Consider the following 21,058-nt stretch of genomic DNA (forward strand, 5'->3'; position numbering starts at 1 on the left):
GTCCGGAAAGGGACCATATGCGTGAACCCACCCGGCCGAAGGCCCGCTATCGCGGTGGCAGGGCGCCCTGTCGACGTCGATCGCGGTCGCGGGTTCGCGCGGGCGTCACCTCGGCCCCCGAAAGTGGGTCGCCATCACGAGCTCCATCACGGCGTGCGCCTTGGCGACCTCCACCGCCGGGAGCGCCCTGGACCGCGGCCATTCGTCGATCCCCCGCTCCCGCTGCGACGAGATCAGCAGCCGGACATGCCCGCGCGAGCCGAGATTCCCGAACGGCGAGACGTACATGAGGAAATCGCTCTCATCCTTGTTGCGAAGGGTGACTCCCGGGTTCCCGCTGAACGAGTGCCGGCGATGGTCTTTGAAGGTGCCGTTCGGGTCGGCGTGCCACTCACCGGGGGCGCCGCCGTTCGCGGTGGCCCCCGCCTCGATCTGCACCCGATGGCGTGGTTCGACGAAGTAGCAGGCGCCCGGCGTGGCGATCGGCTCGAACTCCGGCCCGAAGGTCTTCTCGACCGCTTTCCGGAACACCGCGCATTCGACGTTCGGATCGACGGCGCCGGCGGCCAGGATCGCGTCGGCACCCGCGGGGACCTGCGCCTCGACCGCCGGATCGCAGGTCTCGCCCTTGCTGGTGGAGACCCAGTTCGCGCAGGCGCCGACCCGGGCGCTGTCCTGGGCGTCCGGCGGGTAGACGAGGTCGCGGGGCAGCTTCGCGGCCCCGGCGGTGGCGAAGTCGCGGAGGAGCCCGCAGTCCTTGCTCCGGCTCTGGAGCCCCAACTCGAACTTGACCGCGCGCTGGAAGCTGACCGGGACGGTGATCGCGCAGCCGTCGACCGAGCCTTCGCGGCGGGATTCGACCTGGTAGGCCTTCACCCCGGCGAGGTCGATGACGGCTCCGTCGTTCCGGAGCGCCGCGTGGCCCGGGTCCACGTCCTGGACGTAAAGCACTTCGGTGTCACCGCGGACGAGCGCACAGCGTTTACGGCCGGCCTTGACTTCCGAACGAGTGGTCGCCAACGCGGCGTCGAGCGGCTGATGCAGCGCGTAGGTGACACGATCGATCAGGGCACAGAAGTCGGTCGTGGCGAGAGCACGGTCGACGGCCTGTTCGTCACGGTCCGCAGGCCGCGGTTGCTTCGGCTGCCATTTCGGAAACTGCGGTGGCGACGGGGCCGTATCCACGGAATCCGTACAAGCTGCGAGCAGCCCGAGGAGCACTGCGCCAAGAATCACTCTTCGAAACTTCATTACGCAGAGTGTGCGAATTCACCGGGTCGCCCACCAGGTGGAACCCGGTTTTCCAGGGCAGGTTCACACGATTGATTTTCACGGATAGTCACCATGTTCGCCGAGGCTATTCAGCAGGGAGCGGGACTTTATGCAGCCGGGTTCACCGCCCCGGGAACCCTGGTAATCTTCCCGGCGTCGGATTACGCAGGGTGCATCGGGGAGACGCGCCTTGTAGCCACGGGAGGGGCAGATGACGACGGTGACTTCGGGGCGGCTTCGGCTATTCAGCGGGGAACGGTTCGGCGCTATGGGGGTGCATGGCCGTGCCTGAGGGTTCGCCGACCTATGAGCCGGGGTTGCGCTGGAGCGAGGTCGACCGGTTCCGGCCCAGCGGGGGTTCCTACGGGACGCCTGTCGCGCAGGGCGCGGGGTTCAAGTACGACGAGGCGACCCTCCACGAGCTGGTGAAAGAGTGGTCTGACCTGGCCCAGGAATACCAAGACGACATCGAGGACGCACGCAACATCGCTGTGGCCAATCCCCCGGGACGTGAGTTCGCGAGCGGGGACAATGCCGACATAACCCGCCAGTCGGGCAGTGCGCTCCTCGAAGCCCTCGACCAGCGTGTCGCATACTGCAAGAACATGGCTGCCAAGTACGTAGCCGCTCTCGGCAAGTACGCAACTGCCGACGAACAAGCCAAAATTGCCATCAACCAGCAACCGGAGGGCATCGCCTGATGCGACGCGCCACCCTGTTCTTCAGCGCAGCCGCTCTCGCTGCTCTCTCCGCCTGCTCCACACCGACTGTCAACGGCAGCCCCACACCCACCAATAGCGGACCAGGCTCGAGCGCCTCGAACTCAGCTGGCCTGCCGCCCGGTGTCCCCAAGGTCGAGCACCCGATTGATCTGGCCCGGTTCAAGCAAGACCCCTGTACCGCCCTCACCAAAACCCAGATCACAGAACTTCTCGGGCCCAACACCGAAACCCTGCCTCGTCCGGACGGCTCGGCGGGACCGGCATGCAGGTGGTCCATTCCCTCCACCACAGAACCGCGAATTCACGTGATCTTCAGCAATTTCGGAGACAGCGGTACCGCCAAGTTTTACGCGGCCAAAGGGACGACCTACCAACTACTCGAGCCGCTCGAACCGGTTGACGGCTACCCAGTCACCGCTTACGGCGACAAAGACAAGCGCGCCGAGGGCGAGTGTTCGGTCGCCCTGGGGACGAGTGACACCCAAACTGTCAGCATCAACTTGGTGCAGTCCGCCGCGAACGTCGGCAGGAAAGACCCCTGTGAAGCCGCCCGTGAAGGCGCTGTCAGGGTGTTGGCCACCATCCGAGGGGGCAACTGATGCCGGCAGGCCCGATCACCGCTGCCCAGATCTACGAACAGATCACCAAAGGTGAAGGCACCGGTTCGCTCTCCGAGGCTCAGCGTGCCGCCTTCAACCTGACCCAGCGGCACCACGAGCGTGCGCAGAAGCTCTCCGCGCTCACCCAGAAGACCATGGCAGGCTGGCAAGGTGGCGCCAGCGACGCAGCAGCCGACGCGACAAAGCCTGTCGTGGAGGCCGCGTACGACGACGCGATGCATCTGGCCGTCGCCCAGTCGGCGATCAGCGCCCAGATGGACGCGTTCGGCACGGCCAAGAACTCGGTCAAGCCGGTTCCGCCCGAGCAGCCCGCGCCGACTGCCGAGGACGTCAAGTCCGCCATGAGCGGCGGCCTGGTCAGCTACTGGAGCAAGGTCCAGGGGTACCAGGCCGACAGCCAGCACAACATCGACACCTTCGCGAGTTACCACTCCGCCAGCACCGCCAACGGTGACGAGCTGCCCGCCCAGTACGCGCAGCTCACCGACCCCGGTGGCAGCGTCGCCTTGGCCGAAGGCGGCGGGCAGCCGCCCGTGAGGGGTTTCGGCGACGGCTCCGACGGACGCGAAGACCGTGTCGGCGAGCCCTACCGAGGTCCGAGCGGGCCCAGCGGGACCGGCGGGCCGAGTGGCCCCAACGGCCCGGGCACGGGTGTCACCGCGCCCCAGCCTGGGCAAGGGCCCCAGCCAGGTCAGCACCACCCCGGCTTCCAGCAGCCGGACGACGGAACCCGCGCGAATTCGTACACACCGCCTCAGACCACTCCGGTCGTGCCGCCGGCGGCGAACCTCGACTTCGGGCCGAACGGCAAGCCGAATCCCACGTACAACACGCCCGGCGCCTTCCCACCCGGGTACGGCCCGGGAACGAGCGGCCCCGGGGTCCCGGGGTCGGGTGTCAGGTCACCAGGTGGGCCGGGCGGCGGTGGTTTCCGCGGACCAGGCGGGACAGGTGGAGTAGGCGGGCCCGGACAGCAGCCCGGTATGGGTGGCCGAAGCGGCGCGGGGATGCCCGGTGAGGGCGTGGCCGGCCGTGGTGCGGCGGGGACGACAGGCGCCGCCGGTCGTGGCGGGGCGAACGGGATGCCGATGGCGCCCGGAGCGGCCCGCGGGAAGGGCGAGGAGGACAAGGAGAAAAAGGCTCCGGCGTACCTCCAGAACCCGGACCCCGACGAGACCTTCGGCGGCTACATCGAAAAGCCGATGCCGCCGGTGATCGGCGAGAAGAAGAAGTAGCACCACAGTCCCAGGGGAGGGAGGCACGTGGTGCTCGCGCGCCCGGTCGAGATCACGCTCGACACCTTGTTGACCGCGTTCCGTCACGCCGGCTGCGGCGATCCGCATCTGATCTTCGCGGGCGGGCTGCGCTACATCCCGCCGTCGTCGCGAAACGGCGAGGACAGGGCGGCGTTCGAGGAGCTCGGCGAGCTCGGGTTCACCGAGGGCAAGCGGCTGACCAGCGACTTCGAGGACGTCCTGCACATACTCGACCGGCCGAACACCGAGTACTACGCGACGTTGCGGACGGAGACGGAGCTGTACAACGTGCTCGTCGCCGTACGCGGCCGTGCCGCGGTGACCGCGATCTGCGAGGGGAACCGTGTGTGGCTGAAAGGCGTGCGGACCGCCGATCGCGCGGCGGCGCTCGTGATGAACCTGCCCGAGTACCCGCCCGCGCGGTTCGCCCCGTTCTCCTTGCCCCAGGACGACTTCAACGGCAGCGGCGGAGACGGTCTCTACGATGAGCCTGAGGCCCGGAGCCGCGAAGCGCGGCAGCTGGACGAGGTTTTCGAGCAGCCCTATTTCGGTGTCGGTTTCTTCGCCGCGGCCATGCGTCCCGATGGGGGGAAACGCACCGAGGCCACGGACGGTCTGTCCTATCTGGACCTCGACTCCGGACGGGTGGCCATGCACGTGAGCGGTTCTCCCCGGAACCGGTACATCACCGTCCTGCCCGGCGAACCCACGTTACTTGCTCAGAAGGTCGCCGCGTTGCGGGCGAGCCTCGATCACTGACTCGATCAGGCGCACCGACCGCGCCGGATCCAGCGCGACGGCGTCCACAGTGGACCGGAGGTAGGGCTCGACATCGCAGGGCCGGTGCAGAAACAGCCCGCATCGCCGATGTTCCAGGTGCACCACCGGCGATGCGTCGCCGAACTCCAGCAAAACGTAGGCATCGCCCGCATGTGCTCCGCCGGCGAACGGGATGACCCGGAGTTCGACGGTGGGCCGCTCGGCCATCGAGACGAGATGCCGAAGGTGATTCGCCATCACCAGTGGCCCACCGGCCTGACGGTGCAGCGCCGCTTCGTCGATATAGGCGACGAATCTCTTCTCGCCCAGCGCTGCGGTGGAAGAGTTCGCAGCCCTCGCGTAGGCAGGCGTCCGAAGCGGACCGGGCAGGAGCGTCGCCCCGATGACAACGATCTTGGTGGCCTCCTTTTCGTACTGTGCGAGCGTGTTCATTTGGAGGGAAGCGTCGGCGAACCACCACGGCCCGCTGTCGCGAGACAGCGAGAGCAGCGCCTCTCGCCGCTCCCCGGTGACCTGATACACCGCGAGCAGCGCCGACACCTCTTCCGCGGACGCCGCGCGCATGCCGGTTTCGATCCGGCTGGGACCACGCCAGTTTGTCGGCCACCTCGGTCGCGGCCAATCTGACGGCCTTCCGCGCGGCACGCAGTCCGTCGGCGAGGGCTCTCGCCTGGGGTTTGGGCTTCGGCATCCGGAGTACCCTGCCCGGTGCGGCGGAGCAAGTCATTCGCCGAGCCGGGCGACCTCGCGAACGGCTTCGGAAATGGCCGGGAAGTCCTTGCGCAGCAAGGCTCCGTGGTTGCTCTCGACCTTCGCGCTCACCTTGATGTTCGGGTTGCGCACGGTCACCGCGTCGAGCCCGGTCCGGATCTGCTCCTGCTCGTCCGCCTTGCTGCCGAAGGAGGTTCCCGAGGCGAGCACGTATCGCGTCGGCACGGTGATGCCGTCGAGCACCGGGCCCAGCTCGGCCTCCCGCGAGAGCTTGCCGAGTTCGATGTTGCTTTCCGCTTGCTGGGCCGCGGTCATCCGCGGGGCAAGGCCGGTCGGGCGCAGCAGCGGCATGATCAGGTTGAGGCGCTTGAACATCTTCCGGATCCGCTGCTCCATGGCGTCGTCGAGCCAGTCGTACGGGAAGGCGCCGTCGACCAGGACCGCGCCGATGGTGCGCTCCGGATTCCGGGCGGCCCAGTGCGCCGCGACGACCGCGCCGTAGGACCAGCCCACCACCAGCGCGCGCTCCACTCCCCTGGCGGCGAGGACGGCGTCGACGTCGCGGACGGCGGCTTCGAAGGAGTAGTCGGCCGAACGCCGCGACTTGCCGCGGGCACGCTCGTCGTAGGTGATGTGGCGGAACTCCGAGCCCAGGTCGGCGAGGACCCGCCGCCAGTAGCCCTGGGTCGCGAACTGGCCGTTCATGTAGACGACGGGGATGCCGGGGCCACCGGTGTCGGTGACGGCGAGCGCGGTGTCGTCGACCGGCACCATTCCGGTCCAGGGGGCGGTGATCGTGGCAGTGCTGTTCTTGGTCATGAGGTAACTATCGAGGTGCGGCCTGACATCGCTCTGACGTCGCACTGACACGAAAAAGCCCCCTCACGTCAGCGAGGGGGCCTTTCGCGAACCGGGACTACTTGAGGGCGAAACCGCCGGAGCCCGCCCAGTCGAGGGCGAACGCCGGGAGCAGCCCGAGCACCAGCGTGACGATGACGCCGAGCGTGATCGCCGTGGTGGTGAACGCGCCGGGCACGGTGACGGTCGGGCCGTCGGGAGCCGGCTCGGAGAAGTACATCAGCACGATCACCCGCAGGTAGAAGAACGCGGCGACGGCGCTGAAGATCAGGGCGACGACGACCAGCGGTGCCATCCCGTCGGACAGTGCCGCCGAGAACACCACGAACTTGCCGACGAAGCCACTGGTCAGCGGGATACCGGCCAGCGCGAGCAGCAGGAAGGTGAACACCCCGGCCAGCACTGGAGACCGCTTCGCCAGCCCTGCCCAGGCGGACAGGTGCGTCGCCTCGCCGTTCGCGTCACGCACCAGCGAAACGACACCGAACGCGGCGAGCGTGGTGAAGCCGTAGGCCAGCAGGTAGAACAGCGTGCTCGACAGGCCGTCCTCGGTCATCGCGATGGCGCCGACCAGCAGGAACCCTGCGTGCGCGATGGACGAGTAGGCGATCATGCGCTTCACGTCGGTCTGTGTGAGACCCAGCACCGCGCCGATCAGCATCGAGATGATCGCGACGCCCCAGAGCACGCCGCGCCATTCCCAGCTGGTCGACTCGAACGCCACCTGGAACACCCGCAGGATCCCGCCGAACGCGGCGACCTTGGTGCAGGCACCCATGAACGCGGTGACCGGGGTCGGCGCGCCCTGGTAGACGTCCGGGGTCCAGGTGTGGAACGGACCGACCGAACCCTTGAACAGCAGGCCCACCGCGAGCAGCCCGAGCCCGGCGAACAGCAGCGTGTCCGACCGGTCCGAACCGGCGGCGGCGTTGGCGATGTCCGACAGCTTCACGGAGTTCGCGTAGCCGTAGAGCAGCGCGAGACCGTAGAGGAAGAACGCCGACGAGAACGCGCCGAGCAGGAAGTACTTGACCGCGGATTCCTGCGAGAGCAGGCGGCGACGGCGGGCGAGACCGCACATCAGGTACAGCGGCAGACTCAGCACTTCGAGCGCGATGAACATGGTGAGCAGGTCGTTGGCCGCGACGAAGGCCATCATGCCGCCGAGCGCGAACAGCGTCAGCGGGAAGACCTCGGTCTGCATCCCGGTGGTGCCGACCTGCGCGCGGTCCTGGACCGTGCCCGGCCGGATACCGGCCTGCGCGACGAACGCGCCACCCGGCTCGACCGAGCGGTCCGCGATCAGCAGCAGCGCGCCCAGCGCCAGCGCCAGCAGCGTGCCCCAGAGGAACAGCGACGGCCGGTCGACGGCGATGGCGCCGCTGAAGGTCGTGATGCCGTTCTTCGGCGCGGACGAACTGGCGTACCAGACCAGGAAGACGCCCGCCGCCCCGATCCCGACCAGGGACAGGAAGACCTGCGAAGGCCACCGCATGTGCTTGGGCAGGAAGGCTTCGAACAGCACGCTGACACACGCGGCCCCGAGGATGATCAGGATCGGCGTGACGGCGAAGTAGTCGATCGACGGCAGCTGCACCGCCGGCGTCTGAGTCAAGAAGAGCACTGTTACTTGCCTCCCTGTACGGACGACATCGTCGCCTGCACCGACGGGGTGATCGTGTCGAGCACCGGCTTGGGATAGAACCCGAGCGCGATGATCAGCACGACCATCGGCGCCAGGATCGCGATCTCCTTGCCGCCGAGGTCCTTGATGGCTTTGGTCGCCCCGAGTTCGGGGGCGATGGCCGTACCGGGGCCACCACCCGCGGCCATCAGGGCGTCACCGCGGACGGGTCCCTGCATGACGCGCTGGTAGAGCCAGAGCACGTACGCCGCGGCCAGCACCATGCCGACCGTCGCGATGATCGTGTACACCGGGTAGTCCACAAAGGACCCCAGCAGCACCAGGAACTCACTGATGAAGGAGTTCGTGCCGGGCAGGGACAAAGTGGACAGACCGGCGATGAGCAGCATCCCGCCGAGCAGCGGGGTCACCTTCGCCATACCGCCGTAGTCGGAGATCCGCGTGGACCCGCCGCGCATCACGATCAGGCCGACGACCACGATCAGCATGCCGGTGGCGAGGCTGTGGTTCAGCATGTACGACACCGAGCCGACCATCGCCTGCTCGTTGAAGGTGAAGATGCCCAGCGCGATGAAGCCGAAGTGGGCGATCGACACGTAGGCGATGAAGCGCTTCATGTCACGCTGCCCGGCCGCGAGGATCGATCCATAAAGGACACCCGCGACGGCGAGCACCAGCACCCACGGCGCGAGTTCCTTGCTGGCGTCGGGGAACATCGGGAGGCAGTAACGCAGGAACCCGAACGTGCCGACCTTGTCCAGCACGCCGACCAGTAGGACCGCGACGCCGATGGGCGCCTGGCCCGCGGCGTCCGGCAGCCAGGTGTGGAACGGCACCAAAGGGGCCTTGATCGCGAACGCGAGGAAGAACCCGATGAACAGCCAGATCTGCGTGCCCAGCGGAGCGTCGCGGACGACCGTGACGAGCGTTTCCCAGTCGAAGGTGCCCTTGCCCAGTTCGTCCGACGCCAGCGAGTACGCCCCGATCGCCGAGGCCAGCATGATCAGGCCGCCGAGGAAGGAGTACAGGAAGAACTTGACCGCCGCGTACTGCCGGTTCGCGCCGCCGTAGCCGCCGATCAGGAAGTACATCGGGATCAGCATGATCTCGAACAGCACGTAGAACAGGAAGACGTCGGTCGCGGCGAACACCGCGATGGTCAGCGCCTCCTGCACCAGGATCAGCGACAGGAACCCGCCCGCCGAGCGCCCGGCCGGGAGCTTGTCGGTCAGGCCCAGCGCGCCGACCACGATCGGCACCAGCAGGCCGATGACCGCGATCATCACCAGCGCGATGCCGTCGATGCCGAACGAGATGTGGATGCCGAAGTTCGGGATCCAGTCCATCGAGGACTTCTGCTGGATCCGGTCCCCCGAAGGCGAATAGCTCGCCCACATCGGGATCACCAGCAGGAACGTCAGGAGCGACACCACGAGCGCGGTGAGCGTCGCCAGCCTGTCGTTCTTCTTCATCCCCGCGACGACCGCGGCGCCGGCGAGCGGCAGCAGGATGGATGCGAGTACCCAGGTCATCAGGAGAACCTCACCAGCAGGAGTGCCGCCAGAAGCAGGAATGTGCCGCCCAGCATGGACAGTGCGTACGAGCGGACGAAGCCGGTCTGCAGGCGGCGCAGGCGCCCGGATCCGCCACCGAGCCCGGCGGCGAGGCCGTTGACCGCGCCGTCGACCCCGCGGTTGTCCACGTAGACCAGCGCGCGGGCGAGCCAGGTGCCCGGGCGGGCGACCAGCGTCTCGTTCAGGGTGTTGCCGTACAGGTCGTTGCGCGCGGCCTTGACCACGGCGGAGACCCGCTCTGGGCGTTCCACCGGAACGTCCTTACGGCCGACGAAGAGCCACGCCGCCGCCGCGCCGAGCACGGACAGCGCCACGGTGAGGATCGGGACCAGCGCGTGCGGGATGACGCTGTGGCCGCCCTCTTCGAGCGGGCCGACCACCGGCGAAAGCCATTCGGCGAACCGGTCGCCGAGGGCGAAGAACGCGCCGGCGCCGATCGAGCCGATCGCCAGGATGATCATCGGCCACTTCATGATCGCCGGAGACTCGTGCGGGTGGAAGTCGCGGCCGTCGCTGGACTTGATCTCCTTCCAGCGTTCCTTGCCGAAGAAGGTCATCACCATCAGGCGCGTCATGTAGAACGCGGTGAGCCCGGCGCCGAGGAGTGCCGCGCCGCCCATCACCCAGCCGCGCCAGCCACCCTGGCTCAGCGCCGCCTCGATGATCGCGTCCTTGGTGAAGAAGCCCGAGAGCGGCGGGATGCCGATCAGCGCCAGGTAGCCGAGCGCGAAGGTCCAGAAGGTGACCGGCAGGTGCTTGCGCAGCCCGCCGAACTTCCGCATGTCGACCTCGTCGTTCATGGCGTGCATGACCGAACCGGCCCCGAGGAACAGCCCGGCCTTGAAGAAACCGTGCGCCACCAGGTGCATGATGCCGAGCGCGTAGGCGATCGGGCCGAGGCCGACGGCCAGCATCATGTAACCGATCTGGCTGACCGTGGAGTACGCCAGGACCTTCTTGATGTCGTCGTAGGCGCAGCCGATGATGCACCCGATCAGCAGCGTGACCGTACCGACGAGGGTGACGATCAGGCGGCCGTCCGCGGTGGCGTTGAAGATCTCGTGCGCGCGGGCGACCAGGTAGACGCCGGCGGTGACCATCGTCGCCGCGTGGATGAGGGCCGAGACCGGGGTCGGACCCTCCATCGCGTCCGGAAGCCACGCCTGGAGCGGGAACTGGCCGGACTTACCGCAGGCACCCAGCAGGAGCAGGATCGCGATGGCGGTGACCGCGCCGGTCGGGATCTGGCCGACGGCGCCGAAGACCTCGGCGTAGCCGGTGCTCCCGACGTACTTGAACATCAGGAAGATCGCCAGCGCGAGCCCGACGTCGCCGACGCGGTTCATCAGGAACGCCTTCTTCGCCGCGGTGGCCGCGGACGGGCGGTCCTGGTACCAGCCGATGAGCAGGTACGACGCGAGACCCACGCCCTCCCAGCCGAGGTACAGCGTCACGAAGCTGTTGCCCAGCACCAGGATCAGCATCGAGGCGACGAACAGGTTGAGGTACGCGAAGAACCTCGACCGGTCGCGGTCCTCGGCCATGTAGCCGATCGAGTAGAAGTGGATCAGCATGCCGACGCCGGTGATCAGCAGCACGAACGTCAGCGACAGCGCGTCGATCCGGAGCCCGAAGTCGACCTGCAGCGCCGAAACCGGGATCCACGAGAACAGCTTGACGTCCGCGGTGGCCTTCGTGTCGGCAGTGAAGAAGAGGATCAGGCCGTAGACGAAGGACAGTGAGACGGTCGCACTGCCGAGGAGGTGTCCCCAGCCCCTGGCCCGCTTGCCCGCCAGCAGGAGAATAAGGGCGCCGAGGGCCGGAAAAGCCACCAGCAGCCACGATGATGCGGTCAACTCGGTGCTCCTAGTACTTCAGCAGGTTGGTGTCGTCGACCGAGGCCGAGCGCCGGGTGCGGAAGATCGCCATGATGATCGCGAGCCCCACCACGACCTCCGCGGCGGCCACGACCATCACGAAGAACGCCATCACCTGGCCGTCCAGCGACCCGTTGATCCGGGCGAACGTGACCAGGGACAGGTTCGCCGCGTTCAGCATCAGCTCGATGCACATGAACACGACGATCGCGTTGCGGCGCACCAGCACCCCGACCGCGCCGATGGCGAACAGCAGCGCGGACAGGAGCAGGTAGTACGTCGGGGTCATTCCTCGTCCCCTTCTTTCTTACCTACGAGCGCGTGGGCGTCCGGACCGTCGGACGTTCCGGCGACCTGCTTGCGCTCGGTTTCCAGCTGCGCGGCCGAAGTCGACTCGATGATCTCCGAGAGCGACTCCCTGGCGATCGAGCCGTCGGGCAGCAGCGCCGGGGTGGCGACCGAGTTGGCCGTGGCGAAGACACCAGGGCCGGGCAGCGGCGAAGGCCGGTCGTGCTTGCCGGTGAACCGGTCGACGACGAGTTCCTTCTGGTTCTTCTTGCCGCCCTTGGCGTGCCGGTCGGTGAACGCGAGCACCATCGCGCCGAGCGCGGCGGTGATCAGCAGCGCCGAGGTGAGCTCGAACGGGAACAGGTACTTCGTGAAGATCAGCCGTCCCAGCCCGCCGGGGCCGCCGCCGTCGACGTTCGCCGGATCGGCCGGCAGGGCCGGGGTCACGTTGGCCATCGCGCGGGCGAGGCCCGCGGCGAGCAGTCCGCCGACGCCGATGCCGAGCAGGGTCGCCATGACCCGCTGTCCGCGCAGCACTTCGACGACCGAGTCGGAACTCTCCCGGCCGACCAGCATCAGCACGAACAGGAACAGCATCATGATCGCGCCGGTGTAGACGATGATCTGCGTGAAGCCGAGGAACGGCGCCTGCTGGATCATGTACAGCGCGCCGAGGCACAGCATCGTGAGCACCAGCCACAGCGCCGAGTGCACGGCGTTGCGGGAGAAGATCATGCCGAGCCCGCCGAGCAGCGCGAGCGGGCCGAGCACCCAGAACGCGATCGTCTCGCCGGTGGTGATCCCGGCCGAAACGTCCGTCTGCGCGAGGAAAGCCGTGATCACTGGACCGGCTCCTTCGGCTCAGCGGGCTTCCGTGCGAGTTCCGGGCCGTTGACGTAGTAGTCCTGCTCGTTCTCGCCGAGCCGCATCGGGTGCGGCGGCTGCTCCATACCGGGCAGCAGCGGCGCGAGGAGGTCTTCCTTGGTGTAGATCAACCGCTGCCGGTCGTCGTCGGCCAGCTCGTAGAAGTTGATCATTGTCAGGGACCGGGTCGGGCAGGCCTCGACGCACAACCCGCAGCCGATGCAGCGCAGGTAGTTGATCTGGTAGTCGGCGCCGTACCGCTCACCGGGCGAGTACCGCGCCTCTTCGGTGTTGTCGCCGCCTTCGACGAAGATCGCGTCCGCCGGGCAGGCCCACGCGCACAGCTCGCAGCCGACGCATTTCTCCAGCCCGTCCGGATGCCGGTTGAGCTGGTGCCTGCCGTGGTAGCGCGGAGCGGCGGGGGCGCCCGCCTCCGGGTACTCCTCGGTGGCGACCTTCTTGAACATCATGCCGAAGGTGACACCGAAACCCTTGATGGGATCAAACATCCCCATCGCCGGCCTCCCTTCCACTGGAAACCGCCGCGGGCTTGCGCTTGGCAGCCCGGGCTTCGGCCTTCGCGATGGCCTTCTGACGCGGGGTCTTCTCCGGGACCTGCAGGTCGAGCGGCGGCACCGGGAACCCGCCACCGGTCACCGGGACGTAGTCGTCGTCCGGGACCTTCTTGTCCGGCAGCAGCAGGCTCAGGATGACGACGACGAGGATGAGCGCGCCGCCGCCGATGAGGATCTGCGGGGTGGACAGGCCACCCGAGTTCTTGATCGCGCGGACCGTGACGATCACGACGATCCAGACCAGGTTGACCGGAACCAGGACCTTCCAGCCCAGCCGCATGAACTGGTCGTACCGCAGCCGCGGCAGCGTGCCGCGCAGCCAGATGAAGCCGAACAGCAGGATGAACAGCTTGGCGGAGAACCAGATCAGCGGGAGCCAGCCCTGGTTCAGCGCGTGGTCGGCGCCGACGAACGGGAACTTCCAGCCACCGAGGAACAACGTCGTCGCGAACGCCGAGACGATCACCATGTTGACGTACTCGGCGAGGAAGAACATCGCGAACTTCATCGAGCTGTACTCGGTGTGGAAACCGCCGACCAGCTCGGATTCGGCCTCGGGGAGGTCGAACGGCGCGCGGTTGGTCTCGCCGACCATGGAGATCAGGTAGATCACGAAGCTCGGCAGCAGCAGGTAGAAGTACCAGCCGGTCTGCTGCGACTCGACGATCTGCGAGGTCGACATCGAACCCGCGTAGAGGATGACGCCGACGATGGAGAGACCCATCGCGATCTCGTACGAGATCACCTGAGCCGCGCTTCGCAGCCCACCGAGCAGCGGATACGGCGAGCCGGAGGACCAACCCGCCAGCACCAGTCCGTACACGCCGATCGAGGAGCAGGCCAGGATCACCAGCACGCCGACCGGCAGGTCGACCAGCTGGAGCGTGGTGCGCTCACCGAAGATCGAGACCACCGGCCCGAACGGGATCGCGGCCAGCGCGATCAGCGCCGGCACCGCGGAGATCACCGGCGCGAGGAAGTACACCTTGCGGTCGGCCGTGTCCGGGATGATCTGTTCCTTGAACGGCAGCTTGATCGCGTCCGCGAGGGACTGCAGGTAGCCGCCGGGGCCGACCCGGTTGGGGCCGGGACGGTTCTGCATCCGGCCGACGGCTTTCCGCTCCCAGACGATCAGGAAGATCGTCAGGATCGGGCCGATCAGCAGGATGACGACCGTCTTGATCAGGATCAGCCACAACGGGTCGTCGGCCAGCAGCGCCGCCCGCTCGGCGGCGTCCGGCATCTGGCTGAGCAACGGAGTCACTTCTCACCTCCGGTGAGGGTGACGGCCGAACCGTGACCCGCGCCGAGAGAGGCGCGGACGGCCGAGCCGTCGGAGTTGCCCGGGAGCCACACGACGCCGTCCGGCAGGTCCGCGACCTCGATCGGCAACGTGATGGAACCGCGTTCGGTGGAGACCTTCACGGTCTTGCCCAAGCCTTCGGCGGTCTTCGCCGAGAGCTTGGCGACGACCTCGCGCTGCGTGCCCTTGAGATGCGGCTCGCCGTCCTGCAGCGAACCGTTGTCGATCAGCTGGCGCCAGGTGGCGAGGAGGACCTTGCCGTTCCCCGCGCTCGCGGCGGCGGCCGCCACCGGTTCGAAGGTCGCGGGCTCGGTCCTAACGGGCAGCTTTGCCAGATCAGCGGCGGAAGCGGCCGGGGTCTGCGTGAAGATGTCCGCGTCCATCTCGACGGCGAGCGTGTCGAGCACCCGGCAGTCCGGCAGGGCGCCGGTGCCTTCGAGGGTGACGTCGAACTCGCGGCGGCGGCCTTCCCAGTTCAGGTAGCTGCCCGCCTTCTCGACCGCCGGGGCGATCGGGAGGACGACGTTCGCGTGCTCGGTGACCGTGCTGTGCCGCAGCTCCAGGCTCACCACGAACTTCGCGTTCACGAGTGCCCGCAACGCCAGGCCCGGATCCGGCAGGTCGTCCGGGTCGACGCCGCCGACCAGCAGGCCGTCGAGTCCGTTCTCGGCGGCCGCCTTGAGGATGGCGGTGGTGTCGCGGCCTTCCGTGGCCGGAAGCGTGACGCCCCAAGCCTTTTCGACCTCGGCGCGAGCCGCGGCGTCGGTGACCGAGCGGCCACCGGGGAGCAGCGTCGGCGCCGCGCCCGCCGCCAGGGCACCGCGTTCACCCGCGCGACGCGGGATCCACGCGAGCCGGGCGCCGGTGCGCTCCACCAGCCGGTGCAGGGCCGAGAAGAGGCCGGGAACCTCGGCGGCACGCTCGCCGACGAGGATCACAGCGCCTTCCGAGGCCAGCGCCTGGTCGACGTCCTGCGCGTGCTGCGCGATGCCGTCGATCGCGGCGGCCTCGGCGCCCGGCGCGCAGGCCAGCAGCTCGCCGAAGGTCTTGCGGACCGAGGAGGTGGTCCACTGTCCCAAGTGGACGACACGGGTGCGGTTCTTGCGGGCCGCCTTGCGCAGCCGCAGGAACACGATCGGCGCCTCGTCCTCCGGCTCGATCGCGACGCACAGCACCGTGCGTGCCCGCTCGATCTCGCGGAAGGTGACGCCGCCTTCCGGCGTCGTGCCGACCACGTGCGACGCGAGGAAGCCCAGCTCCTCCGCCGAGTGCGGGCGGGCTCGGAAGTCGATGTCGTTGGTGCCCAGGGCGATCCGCGCGAACTTCGAGTACGCGTAGGCGTCCTCGACGGTCAGGCGGCCACCGGTCAGCACCGCGGCGCCCTTGCCGTCCCGCGCCTCGGCGAGCCCGGCGGCGGCCGCGCGCAGCGCGTCGGTCCAGGAGGCCTCTTCCAGCACGCCGTCGGCGTTGCGGACCAGCGGACGGCGGATGCGGTCGTCGGCCGTGGCGTAGCGGAAGGCGAACCGGCCCTTGTCGCAGATCCACTCTTCGTTGACCTCGGGGTCGTCGCCCGCGAGCTTCCGCATGACCTTGCCGCGGCGGAAGTCGGTCCGCTCGGCGCAGCCGGACGAGCAGTGCTCGCACACGCTCGGCGAGGACACCAGGTCGAACGGCCGCGAACGGAACCGGTACGCGGCCGACGTCAGCGCGCCGACCGGGCAGATCTGGATGACGTTGCCGGAGAAGTACGACTGGAACGGCTGGCCCGACGTCGTCCGCGAAGCCAGGTCCAGCACGTCCGCGGTCTCCGCGGTGCCGATCTGCTGGTGGGCACCGCGTTCGAGCAGCTCGATGAACGGGTCGCCGGCGATCTCGCGGGAGAACCGGGTGCAGCGCTGGCAGAGCACGCAACGCTCGCGGTCCAGCAGCACCTGCGAGGAGATCGGCAGCGGCTTCGGGAACGTCCGCTTCGTGTCGACGAAACGGGAGTCCGCGCGGCCGTGCGCGAGCGCCTGGTTCTGCAGCGGGCATTCGCCGCCCTTGTCGCAGATCGGGCAGTCCAGCGGGTGGTTGATGAGCAGCAGCTCCATCACACCCTGCTGGGCCTTGTCCGCGACGGCCGAGGTCAGCTGGGTCTTCACGACCATGCCGTCGGCGACCGTCATGGTGCACGAGGCCTGCGGCTTCGGCATCGGGCGGCCGCCCATTTCGACCTCGACCAGGCACTGGCGGCAGGCGCCCGCCGGGTCGAGCAGCGGGTGGTCGCAGAAGCGCGGGATGACCGTGCCGAGCCGTTCGGCGGTGCGGATCAGCAGCTCGCCCTTGGGCGCGATGACCTCTTCACCGTCGATGACCAGCTTGACGTGGCCTTCGGGGACCGGAGTGTCCTCTGTGGACGTTCCCGGCTTGTCGGGTGCGATCGTCATGCCTGCGCCCCCACCAGTTCGCGCTTGTTGGTTTCACACAGTGCGAGGAATTCCTCGCGGAAGTACTTGATCCCGCTCTGGATCGGCGAGACCGCGCCGTCGCCGAGCGCGCAGAACGAGCGGCCGAGGATGTTGTCGCAGACGTCGAGCAGGGTGTCGATGTCCTCCTCGGTGCCGTGGCCTTCGACCATGCGCTCCAGGATCTGCGCCAGCCAGTACGTGCCCTCGCGGCACGGCGTGCACTTGCCGCAGGACTCGTGCTCGTAGAACTGCGTCCACTTCATCACGGCCCACGGCACGGAAACGGTCTCGTTGAAGACCTGCACGGCCGTCGTGCCCAGCATCGACCCGGCTTCCGCCGCGCCCTCGAAGTCCAGCGGAACATCGAGGTGCTCGGCGGTGAACATCGGCGTGGACGAACCACCCGGCGTCCAGAACTTCAGCGGGATGCCGTCCTTCATGCCGCCCGCCATGTCCAGCAGCTCGCGCAGCGTGGTGCCGAGCGGGCATTCGTACTGGCCGGGCTTCTCGACGTGGCCGGAGATCGAGTAGATCTTCGGGCCGGGCGACTTCTCGCGGCCCATCTGGCGGAACCAGTCGGAACCGCCGTTGACGATGTACGGCGCGCTGGCGATGGTCTCGACGTTGTTCACCGTGGTCGGCGCGGCGTAGAGACCGGCGGCGGCCGGGAACGGCGGCTTGAGCCGCGGCTGGCCGCGGCGGCCTTCCAGCGAGTCCAGCAGCGCCGTCTCCTCGCCGCAGATGTACGCCCCGGCGCCCGCGTGCACGGTGATGTCGAGGTCGAATCCGGAGTCGAGGATGTTCTTGCCGAGGTAGCCCGCTTCGTACGCCTCGCGCACGGCCGCGTTGAGACGGCGGATGCAGTGCAGCGCCTCGCCGCGGACGTAGATGAAGCAGTGGTGCGAGCGCATCGCGTACGAGGCGATGATGCAGCCCTCGATCAGCGAGTGCGGATCCGCCATCATCAGCGGGATGTCCTTGCAGGTGCCCGGCTCACCCTCGTCGGCGTTGATGACGAGGTAGTGCGGCTTGTCCTCGTTCGGCGGCATGAAGGACCACTTGATGCCGGCCGGGAAGCCCGCGCCGCCACGGCCGCGGAGGCCGGAGTCCTTGACCAGCTGGACGATCTGCTCGGGAGTGGCCTTGAGCGCCTTGCGGATCGCGGTGTAGCCCTCGAGGGCTTCGTAGGACTGGATCGTCCAGGAGTTGGGCGAAAGCCAGCGCTTCGTGAGGACCGGAGTGATGGGATCGGCCATTACTTCTTCTCCACTTCGGGCAGCGGAACGTCCTTCATCGCGGGCGCGGTCCAGCCGCGGTCCTGCGCGACCTGCGCTCCCCGCAGGGTCTCGACGGCCTGTGAAGGACCGTCGACGTCCGTGCGGTACTGCTGCGCGTCCTCCGGGAAGAACCCGGCGAGCTGCAGTTCGGCGCCCTTGAAGTTCGTCAGCGGCGCGCCGCGCGTCGGGGCCGGCTTCTTGCCCGCCTGCAACGCGTCGACCAGCGCGACGGCCTTTTCCTCGGTCTGGTTGTCGAAGTACTCGTAGTTGACCTGGATGACCGGAGCGAGGTCACAGGCCGCGAGGCATTCGGCGTGTTCGAGGGTGATCGAGCCGGGCTCGTTCGGCGTGCCCGCGGTCTCGTTGTGCCCCAACGGCTTCTCCTCGGAACCGAGGTGCGTCTGGAGCTTCTTGTAGATCGCGTCGCCGCCCATGGCCGCGCACAGCGTGTTCGTGCAGACGCTCACCAGGTGCTCGCCGCACGGGCGGCGCTTGTACATGGTGTAGAACGTCGCGACCGCGCTGACCTCGGCGTCGGACAGGTCCAGGTTCTGCGCGCAGAAGGCGATGCCCTCCTGGCTCACGTAACCCTGCACCGACTGCACCAGGTGCAGCATCGGCAGCAGCGCCGACCGCGACTGCGGGTACCGCGCGATCAGGTTCCGCGCCTTGGCGTAGGTGTCGGCGTCGAAGATGTCTTCGAGCTTCGCGTTCTCCAGGATCCCCTCCGCCTCGGCGGGATCCGGCGCGATCGCGATCACGTCGACGTCACCACCGGCGGCGATATGGGTCTGCTCGGCCAGGCTGGTGCCGGGCTCGGGCGTCGGTGTCGTTCCGGGCTGGGTGCTCAACGGTCCACTCCCCCCATGACGGGGTCGATCGAGGCGATGGCGGCGATCACGTCCGCCACCAGGCCGCCTTCGGCCATCGCGGGCATCGACTGCAGGTTCACGAAACTCGGTTCGCGCACGTGGACCCGCAGCGGCCTGGTGCCGCCGTCGGAGACCAGGTGCACCCCGAGTTCGCCGCGCGGCGATTCCACCGACGTGTAGGTCTGGCCCGGCGGGACCTTGAAGCCCTCGGTGACCAGCTTGAAGTGATGGATCAGCGATTCCATCGACTGGCCCATGATCTTGCGGACGTGCTCGAGCGAGTTGCCCATGCCGTCGCTGCCGATCGAGAGCTGCGCCGGCCAGGCGACCTTCTTGTCCTCGACCATGACCGGGCCCGGCTCGAGCTTCTTCAGGCACTGCTTGATGATCCGCAGGCTCTGGTGCATCTCCTCGACACGCAGCAGGTAGCGCGCCCAGCAGTCCGCCTCGGTCGAGGTCGGGATGTCGAACTCGAACTCGTCGTAGCGGGAGTACGGCTCCGTCTTGCGCATGTCCCACGGAAGACCGGCGCTGCGCAGCACCGGGCCGGTGACGCCGAGCGCGAGGCAAGCGTCGACCGGCAGGTATCCGACGCCCTTGAGCCGGTTGCGCCAGATCGGCTGACCGGTGAAGAGCTTGTCGTACAGGGGAAGCCGCTCGTCCATCGTCTTGACGAACGCGCTGACCACCTCTTGGTAGTCGTCCGGCATGTCCTGCGCGAGGCCGCCGGGACGGATGAACGCGTGGTTCATCCGGAGACCGGTGAGGTGCTCCAGCAGGTGCAGGACCTCTTCGCGCTCACGGAAACCGAGCGTCATCGCCGTGGTGGCACCGAGTTCCATGCCGCCGGTGGCGATGTAGACCAGGTGCGAGCCGATGCGGTTGATCTCCAGCAGCATCACGCGCAGCAGCTCGGCGCGGCGCGGGGCCTGGATGCCGAGCAGCTTCTCGACGCCGAGGCAGTACGCCATCTCGGTCGACAGCGGGGCGAGGTAGTCCATACGCGTCACGAAGGTGACGCCCTGGGTCCACGTGCGGTATTCGCAGTTCTTCTCGATCCCGGTGTGCAGGTAGCCGATGACCGAGCGGAGCTGGGTGACGGTCTCGCCCTCCATCTCCAGCACGAGCCGGAGCACGCCGTGCGTCGACGGGTGCTGCGGGCCCATGTTGATGACCATGCGCTCGTCGTGGCGGGAGTCCTCGATGAGGTCTTCCCAGTCACCGCCGGAGACGGTGTAGACGCGGCCTTCGGTGGTGTCGCGGGAGTCGGCGTAGTTGACGTCGTCGGTGCTGTCGGCGCCTCGGGGTCCGGTGGCGGTGCCTGTCGTGACGTCGGAGAGGTTTTCGGTGCTCACGAGTACGACCTCCGCTGGTCCGGCGGCGGGATCTCCGCGCCCTTGTATTCGACCGGGATCCCGCCGAGCGGGTAGTCCTTGCGCTGGGGGTGGCCGTCCCAGTCGTCCGGCATGAGGATGCGGGTCAGCGCCGGGTGACCGTCGTAGACGATGCCGAACATGTCCCAGGCTTCCCGCTCCTGCCAGTCGGCGGTCGGGTAGACCCCGACCAGCGACGGGACGTGCGGGTCTTCGATGTCGAGCGTGACCTCCAGCCGGATGCGGCGGCGGTACGTCATCGAAGTGAAGTGGTAGACCGAGTGCAGCCGCTGCGGGACGTCGACGCCGTAGTCCACGCCCGAGACCGAGCTGAGCAGCTCGAAGCGGAGACCGGCGTCGTCGCGCAGGACCTTGGCGATCTCGACGAGGTGGTCGCGGGAGACGTAGAAGGTGATCTCGCCGCGGTCGACCGTGGTCTGCAGGATCGCGTTCGCCGGGATCTTGTTGTCCGCCAAGGCCGCGTAGAACTCGTCGGCGAACTCGTTGAACCAGCCGCCGTACGGGCGCTCCGCCGGGGGCGGGCTGTACGCGGGGAGGCGGACGCCGCCGTAGCCGGAGGTGTCACCGGTGCCGCGCACACCGAACATGCCTTGGCGCTCTTTACCGGTGACGACCGGCTCGGCCGGACGGGTGCCCTGCGGCTCGAGGCCGCCTGCGGGCCGTTCGGCGCTGGACTGCTCGCCGCCGGTTTCCGGGGTTTCGGGGGAGTTTTCTTCGGGCACG

The 21,058-nt window shown here is 68.1% G+C and carries 19 protein-coding genes; 4 read left to right on the forward strand and 15 right to left on the reverse strand.

Annotated elements, in window-relative coordinates:
* Positions 1–105: 105 nt before the first annotated feature.
* Complete coding sequence (locus tag ACXIZN_RS30615) at positions 106–1,185, reverse strand: hypothetical protein (protein ID WP_457958510.1); 1,080 nt, start codon at positions 1,183–1,185, stop codon at positions 106–108.
* Between the two features lie 365 nt (positions 1,186–1,550).
* On the opposite strand from ACXIZN_RS30615, the gene ACXIZN_RS30620 reads away from it, so the two are divergent.
* From ACXIZN_RS30620 to ACXIZN_RS30635, 4 genes are read left to right on the forward strand one after another with little or no spacing between them, the layout of a single operon-like run.
* A complete protein-coding gene (locus ACXIZN_RS30620; RefSeq protein WP_457958511.1) occupies positions 1,551–1,973 on the forward strand; it encodes a hypothetical protein in 423 nt (140 codons plus the stop codon).
* The gene (locus tag ACXIZN_RS30625) at positions 1,973–2,593 is read left to right on the forward strand and encodes a DUF3558 domain-containing protein (protein ID WP_457958513.1); all 621 of its coding nucleotides are present in this window, start codon (positions 1,973–1,975) and stop codon (positions 2,591–2,593) included. Before ACXIZN_RS30620 ends, ACXIZN_RS30625 begins: the two co-directional genes overlap by 1 nt.
* Positions 2,593–3,849: a PPE domain-containing protein gene (locus ACXIZN_RS30630; RefSeq protein ID WP_457958514.1), complete on the forward strand. Its 1,257-nt coding sequence runs from the start codon at positions 2,593–2,595 to the stop codon at positions 3,847–3,849. Before ACXIZN_RS30625 ends, ACXIZN_RS30630 begins: the two co-directional genes overlap by 1 nt.
* Positions 3,850–3,876: 27 nt before the next feature.
* Entirely contained in the window at positions 3,877–4,629 is a 753-nt protein-coding gene (locus ACXIZN_RS30635; protein ID WP_457958516.1) for an ESX secretion-associated protein EspG, read from the forward strand.
* On the opposite strand, the gene ACXIZN_RS30640 is transcribed toward ACXIZN_RS30635, so the two are convergent.
* From ACXIZN_RS30640 to ACXIZN_RS30705, 14 genes are all read right to left on the reverse strand, one after another.
* The gene (locus ACXIZN_RS30640) at positions 4,582–5,214 is read right to left on the reverse strand and encodes a DUF5753 domain-containing protein (protein WP_457958518.1); all 633 of its coding nucleotides are present in this window, start codon (positions 5,212–5,214) and stop codon (positions 4,582–4,584) included. The genes ACXIZN_RS30635 and ACXIZN_RS30640 overlap by 48 nt on opposite strands.
* A gap of 159 nt (positions 5,215–5,373) precedes the next feature.
* Positions 5,374–6,180, reverse strand: coding sequence for an alpha/beta fold hydrolase (locus ACXIZN_RS30645; protein WP_457958520.1), 807 nt, complete (start codon positions 6,178–6,180; stop codon positions 5,374–5,376).
* A 97-nt stretch (positions 6,181–6,277) separates the two neighbouring features.
* Entirely contained in the window at positions 6,278–7,843 is a 1,566-nt protein-coding gene (gene nuoN, locus ACXIZN_RS30650; RefSeq protein ID WP_457958522.1) for an NADH-quinone oxidoreductase subunit NuoN, read from the reverse strand.
* A gap of 2 nt (positions 7,844–7,845) precedes the next feature.
* Positions 7,846–9,396, reverse strand: coding sequence for an NADH-quinone oxidoreductase subunit M (locus ACXIZN_RS30655; protein ID WP_457958524.1), 1,551 nt, complete (start codon positions 9,394–9,396; stop codon positions 7,846–7,848).
* Positions 9,396–11,294 carry an NADH-quinone oxidoreductase subunit L gene (gene nuoL, locus ACXIZN_RS30660; protein ID WP_257489346.1) on the reverse strand — a complete coding sequence of 633 codons (1,899 nt, stop codon included), beginning with the start codon at positions 11,292–11,294 and terminating at the stop codon, positions 9,396–9,398. Before nuoL ends, ACXIZN_RS30655 begins: the two co-directional genes overlap by 1 nt.
* Before the next feature lie 10 nt (positions 11,295–11,304).
* Positions 11,305–11,604 (reverse strand): NADH-quinone oxidoreductase subunit NuoK, encoded by a 300-nt coding sequence (gene nuoK / locus ACXIZN_RS30665; protein ID WP_005151882.1) that lies wholly within the window; start codon positions 11,602–11,604, stop codon positions 11,305–11,307.
* Entirely contained in the window at positions 11,601–12,446 is an 846-nt protein-coding gene (locus ACXIZN_RS30670; protein ID WP_457958526.1) for an NADH-quinone oxidoreductase subunit J, read from the reverse strand. The genes nuoK and ACXIZN_RS30670 overlap by 4 nt, the downstream gene beginning before the upstream one ends.
* Positions 12,443–12,982, reverse strand: coding sequence for an NADH-quinone oxidoreductase subunit NuoI (nuoI, locus tag ACXIZN_RS30675; protein WP_400935880.1), 540 nt, complete (start codon positions 12,980–12,982; stop codon positions 12,443–12,445). Before nuoI ends, ACXIZN_RS30670 begins: the two co-directional genes overlap by 4 nt.
* Complete coding sequence (nuoH, locus tag ACXIZN_RS30680; protein WP_257489347.1) at positions 12,969–14,306, reverse strand: NADH-quinone oxidoreductase subunit NuoH; 1,338 nt, start codon at positions 14,304–14,306, stop codon at positions 12,969–12,971. Before nuoH ends, nuoI begins: the two co-directional genes overlap by 14 nt.
* A complete protein-coding gene (locus ACXIZN_RS30685; protein ID WP_457958528.1) occupies positions 14,303–16,771 on the reverse strand; it encodes an NADH-quinone oxidoreductase subunit G in 2,469 nt (822 codons plus the stop codon). Before ACXIZN_RS30685 ends, nuoH begins: the two co-directional genes overlap by 4 nt.
* On the reverse strand, positions 16,768–18,048 hold the full coding sequence (nuoF, locus tag ACXIZN_RS30690) for an NADH-quinone oxidoreductase subunit NuoF (protein WP_126733248.1): 1,281 nt from the start codon (positions 18,046–18,048) through the stop codon (positions 16,768–16,770). The genes ACXIZN_RS30685 and nuoF overlap by 4 nt, the downstream gene beginning before the upstream one ends.
* Positions 18,048–18,920: an NADH-quinone oxidoreductase subunit NuoE gene (nuoE, locus tag ACXIZN_RS30695; RefSeq protein WP_457958530.1), complete on the reverse strand. Its 873-nt coding sequence runs from the start codon at positions 18,918–18,920 to the stop codon at positions 18,048–18,050. The genes nuoF and nuoE overlap by 1 nt, the downstream gene beginning before the upstream one ends.
* Positions 18,917–20,296, reverse strand: coding sequence for an NADH-quinone oxidoreductase subunit D (locus ACXIZN_RS30700; RefSeq protein ID WP_257489351.1), 1,380 nt, complete (start codon positions 20,294–20,296; stop codon positions 18,917–18,919). Before ACXIZN_RS30700 ends, nuoE begins: the two co-directional genes overlap by 4 nt.
* Positions 20,293–21,057, reverse strand: a complete 765-nt coding sequence (locus ACXIZN_RS30705; RefSeq protein ID WP_457958532.1) for an NADH-quinone oxidoreductase subunit C — start codon at positions 21,055–21,057, stop codon at positions 20,293–20,295. The genes ACXIZN_RS30700 and ACXIZN_RS30705 overlap by 4 nt, the downstream gene beginning before the upstream one ends.
* Position 21,058: the final 1 nt, after the last annotated feature.

It is taken from the genome of Amycolatopsis sp. TRM77291 (assembly GCF_054166285.1).

Coding starts and splice junctions, on each gene's coding strand:
- ACXIZN_RS30620 (WP_457958511.1), top strand. CDS start 1,551: ATGGCCGTGCCTGAGGGTTCGCCGACCTATGAGCCGGGGTTGCGCTGG.
- ACXIZN_RS30625 (WP_457958513.1), top strand. CDS start 1,973: ATGCGACGCGCCACCCTGTTCTTCAGCGCAGCCGCTCTCGCTGCTCTC.
- ACXIZN_RS30630 (WP_457958514.1), top strand. CDS start 2,593: ATGCCGGCAGGCCCGATCACCGCTGCCCAGATCTACGAACAGATCACC.
- ACXIZN_RS30640 (WP_457958518.1), bottom strand. CDS start 5,214: ATGCGCGCGGCGTCCGCGGAAGAGGTGTCGGCGCTGCTCGCGGTGTAT.
- ACXIZN_RS30645 (WP_457958520.1), bottom strand. CDS start 6,180: ATGACCAAGAACAGCACTGCCACGATCACCGCCCCCTGGACCGGAATG.
- ACXIZN_RS30655 (WP_457958524.1), bottom strand. CDS start 9,396: ATGACCTGGGTACTCGCATCCATCCTGCTGCCGCTCGCCGGCGCCGCG.
- nuoK (WP_005151882.1), bottom strand. CDS start 11,604: ATGACCCCGACGTACTACCTGCTCCTGTCCGCGCTGCTGTTCGCCATC.
- nuoI (WP_400935880.1), bottom strand. CDS start 12,982: ATGGGGATGTTTGATCCCATCAAGGGTTTCGGTGTCACCTTCGGCATG.
- ACXIZN_RS30685 (WP_457958528.1), bottom strand. CDS start 16,771: ATGACGATCGCACCCGACAAGCCGGGAACGTCCACAGAGGACACTCCG.
- nuoF (WP_126733248.1), bottom strand. CDS start 18,048: ATGGCCGATCCCATCACTCCGGTCCTCACGAAGCGCTGGCTTTCGCCC.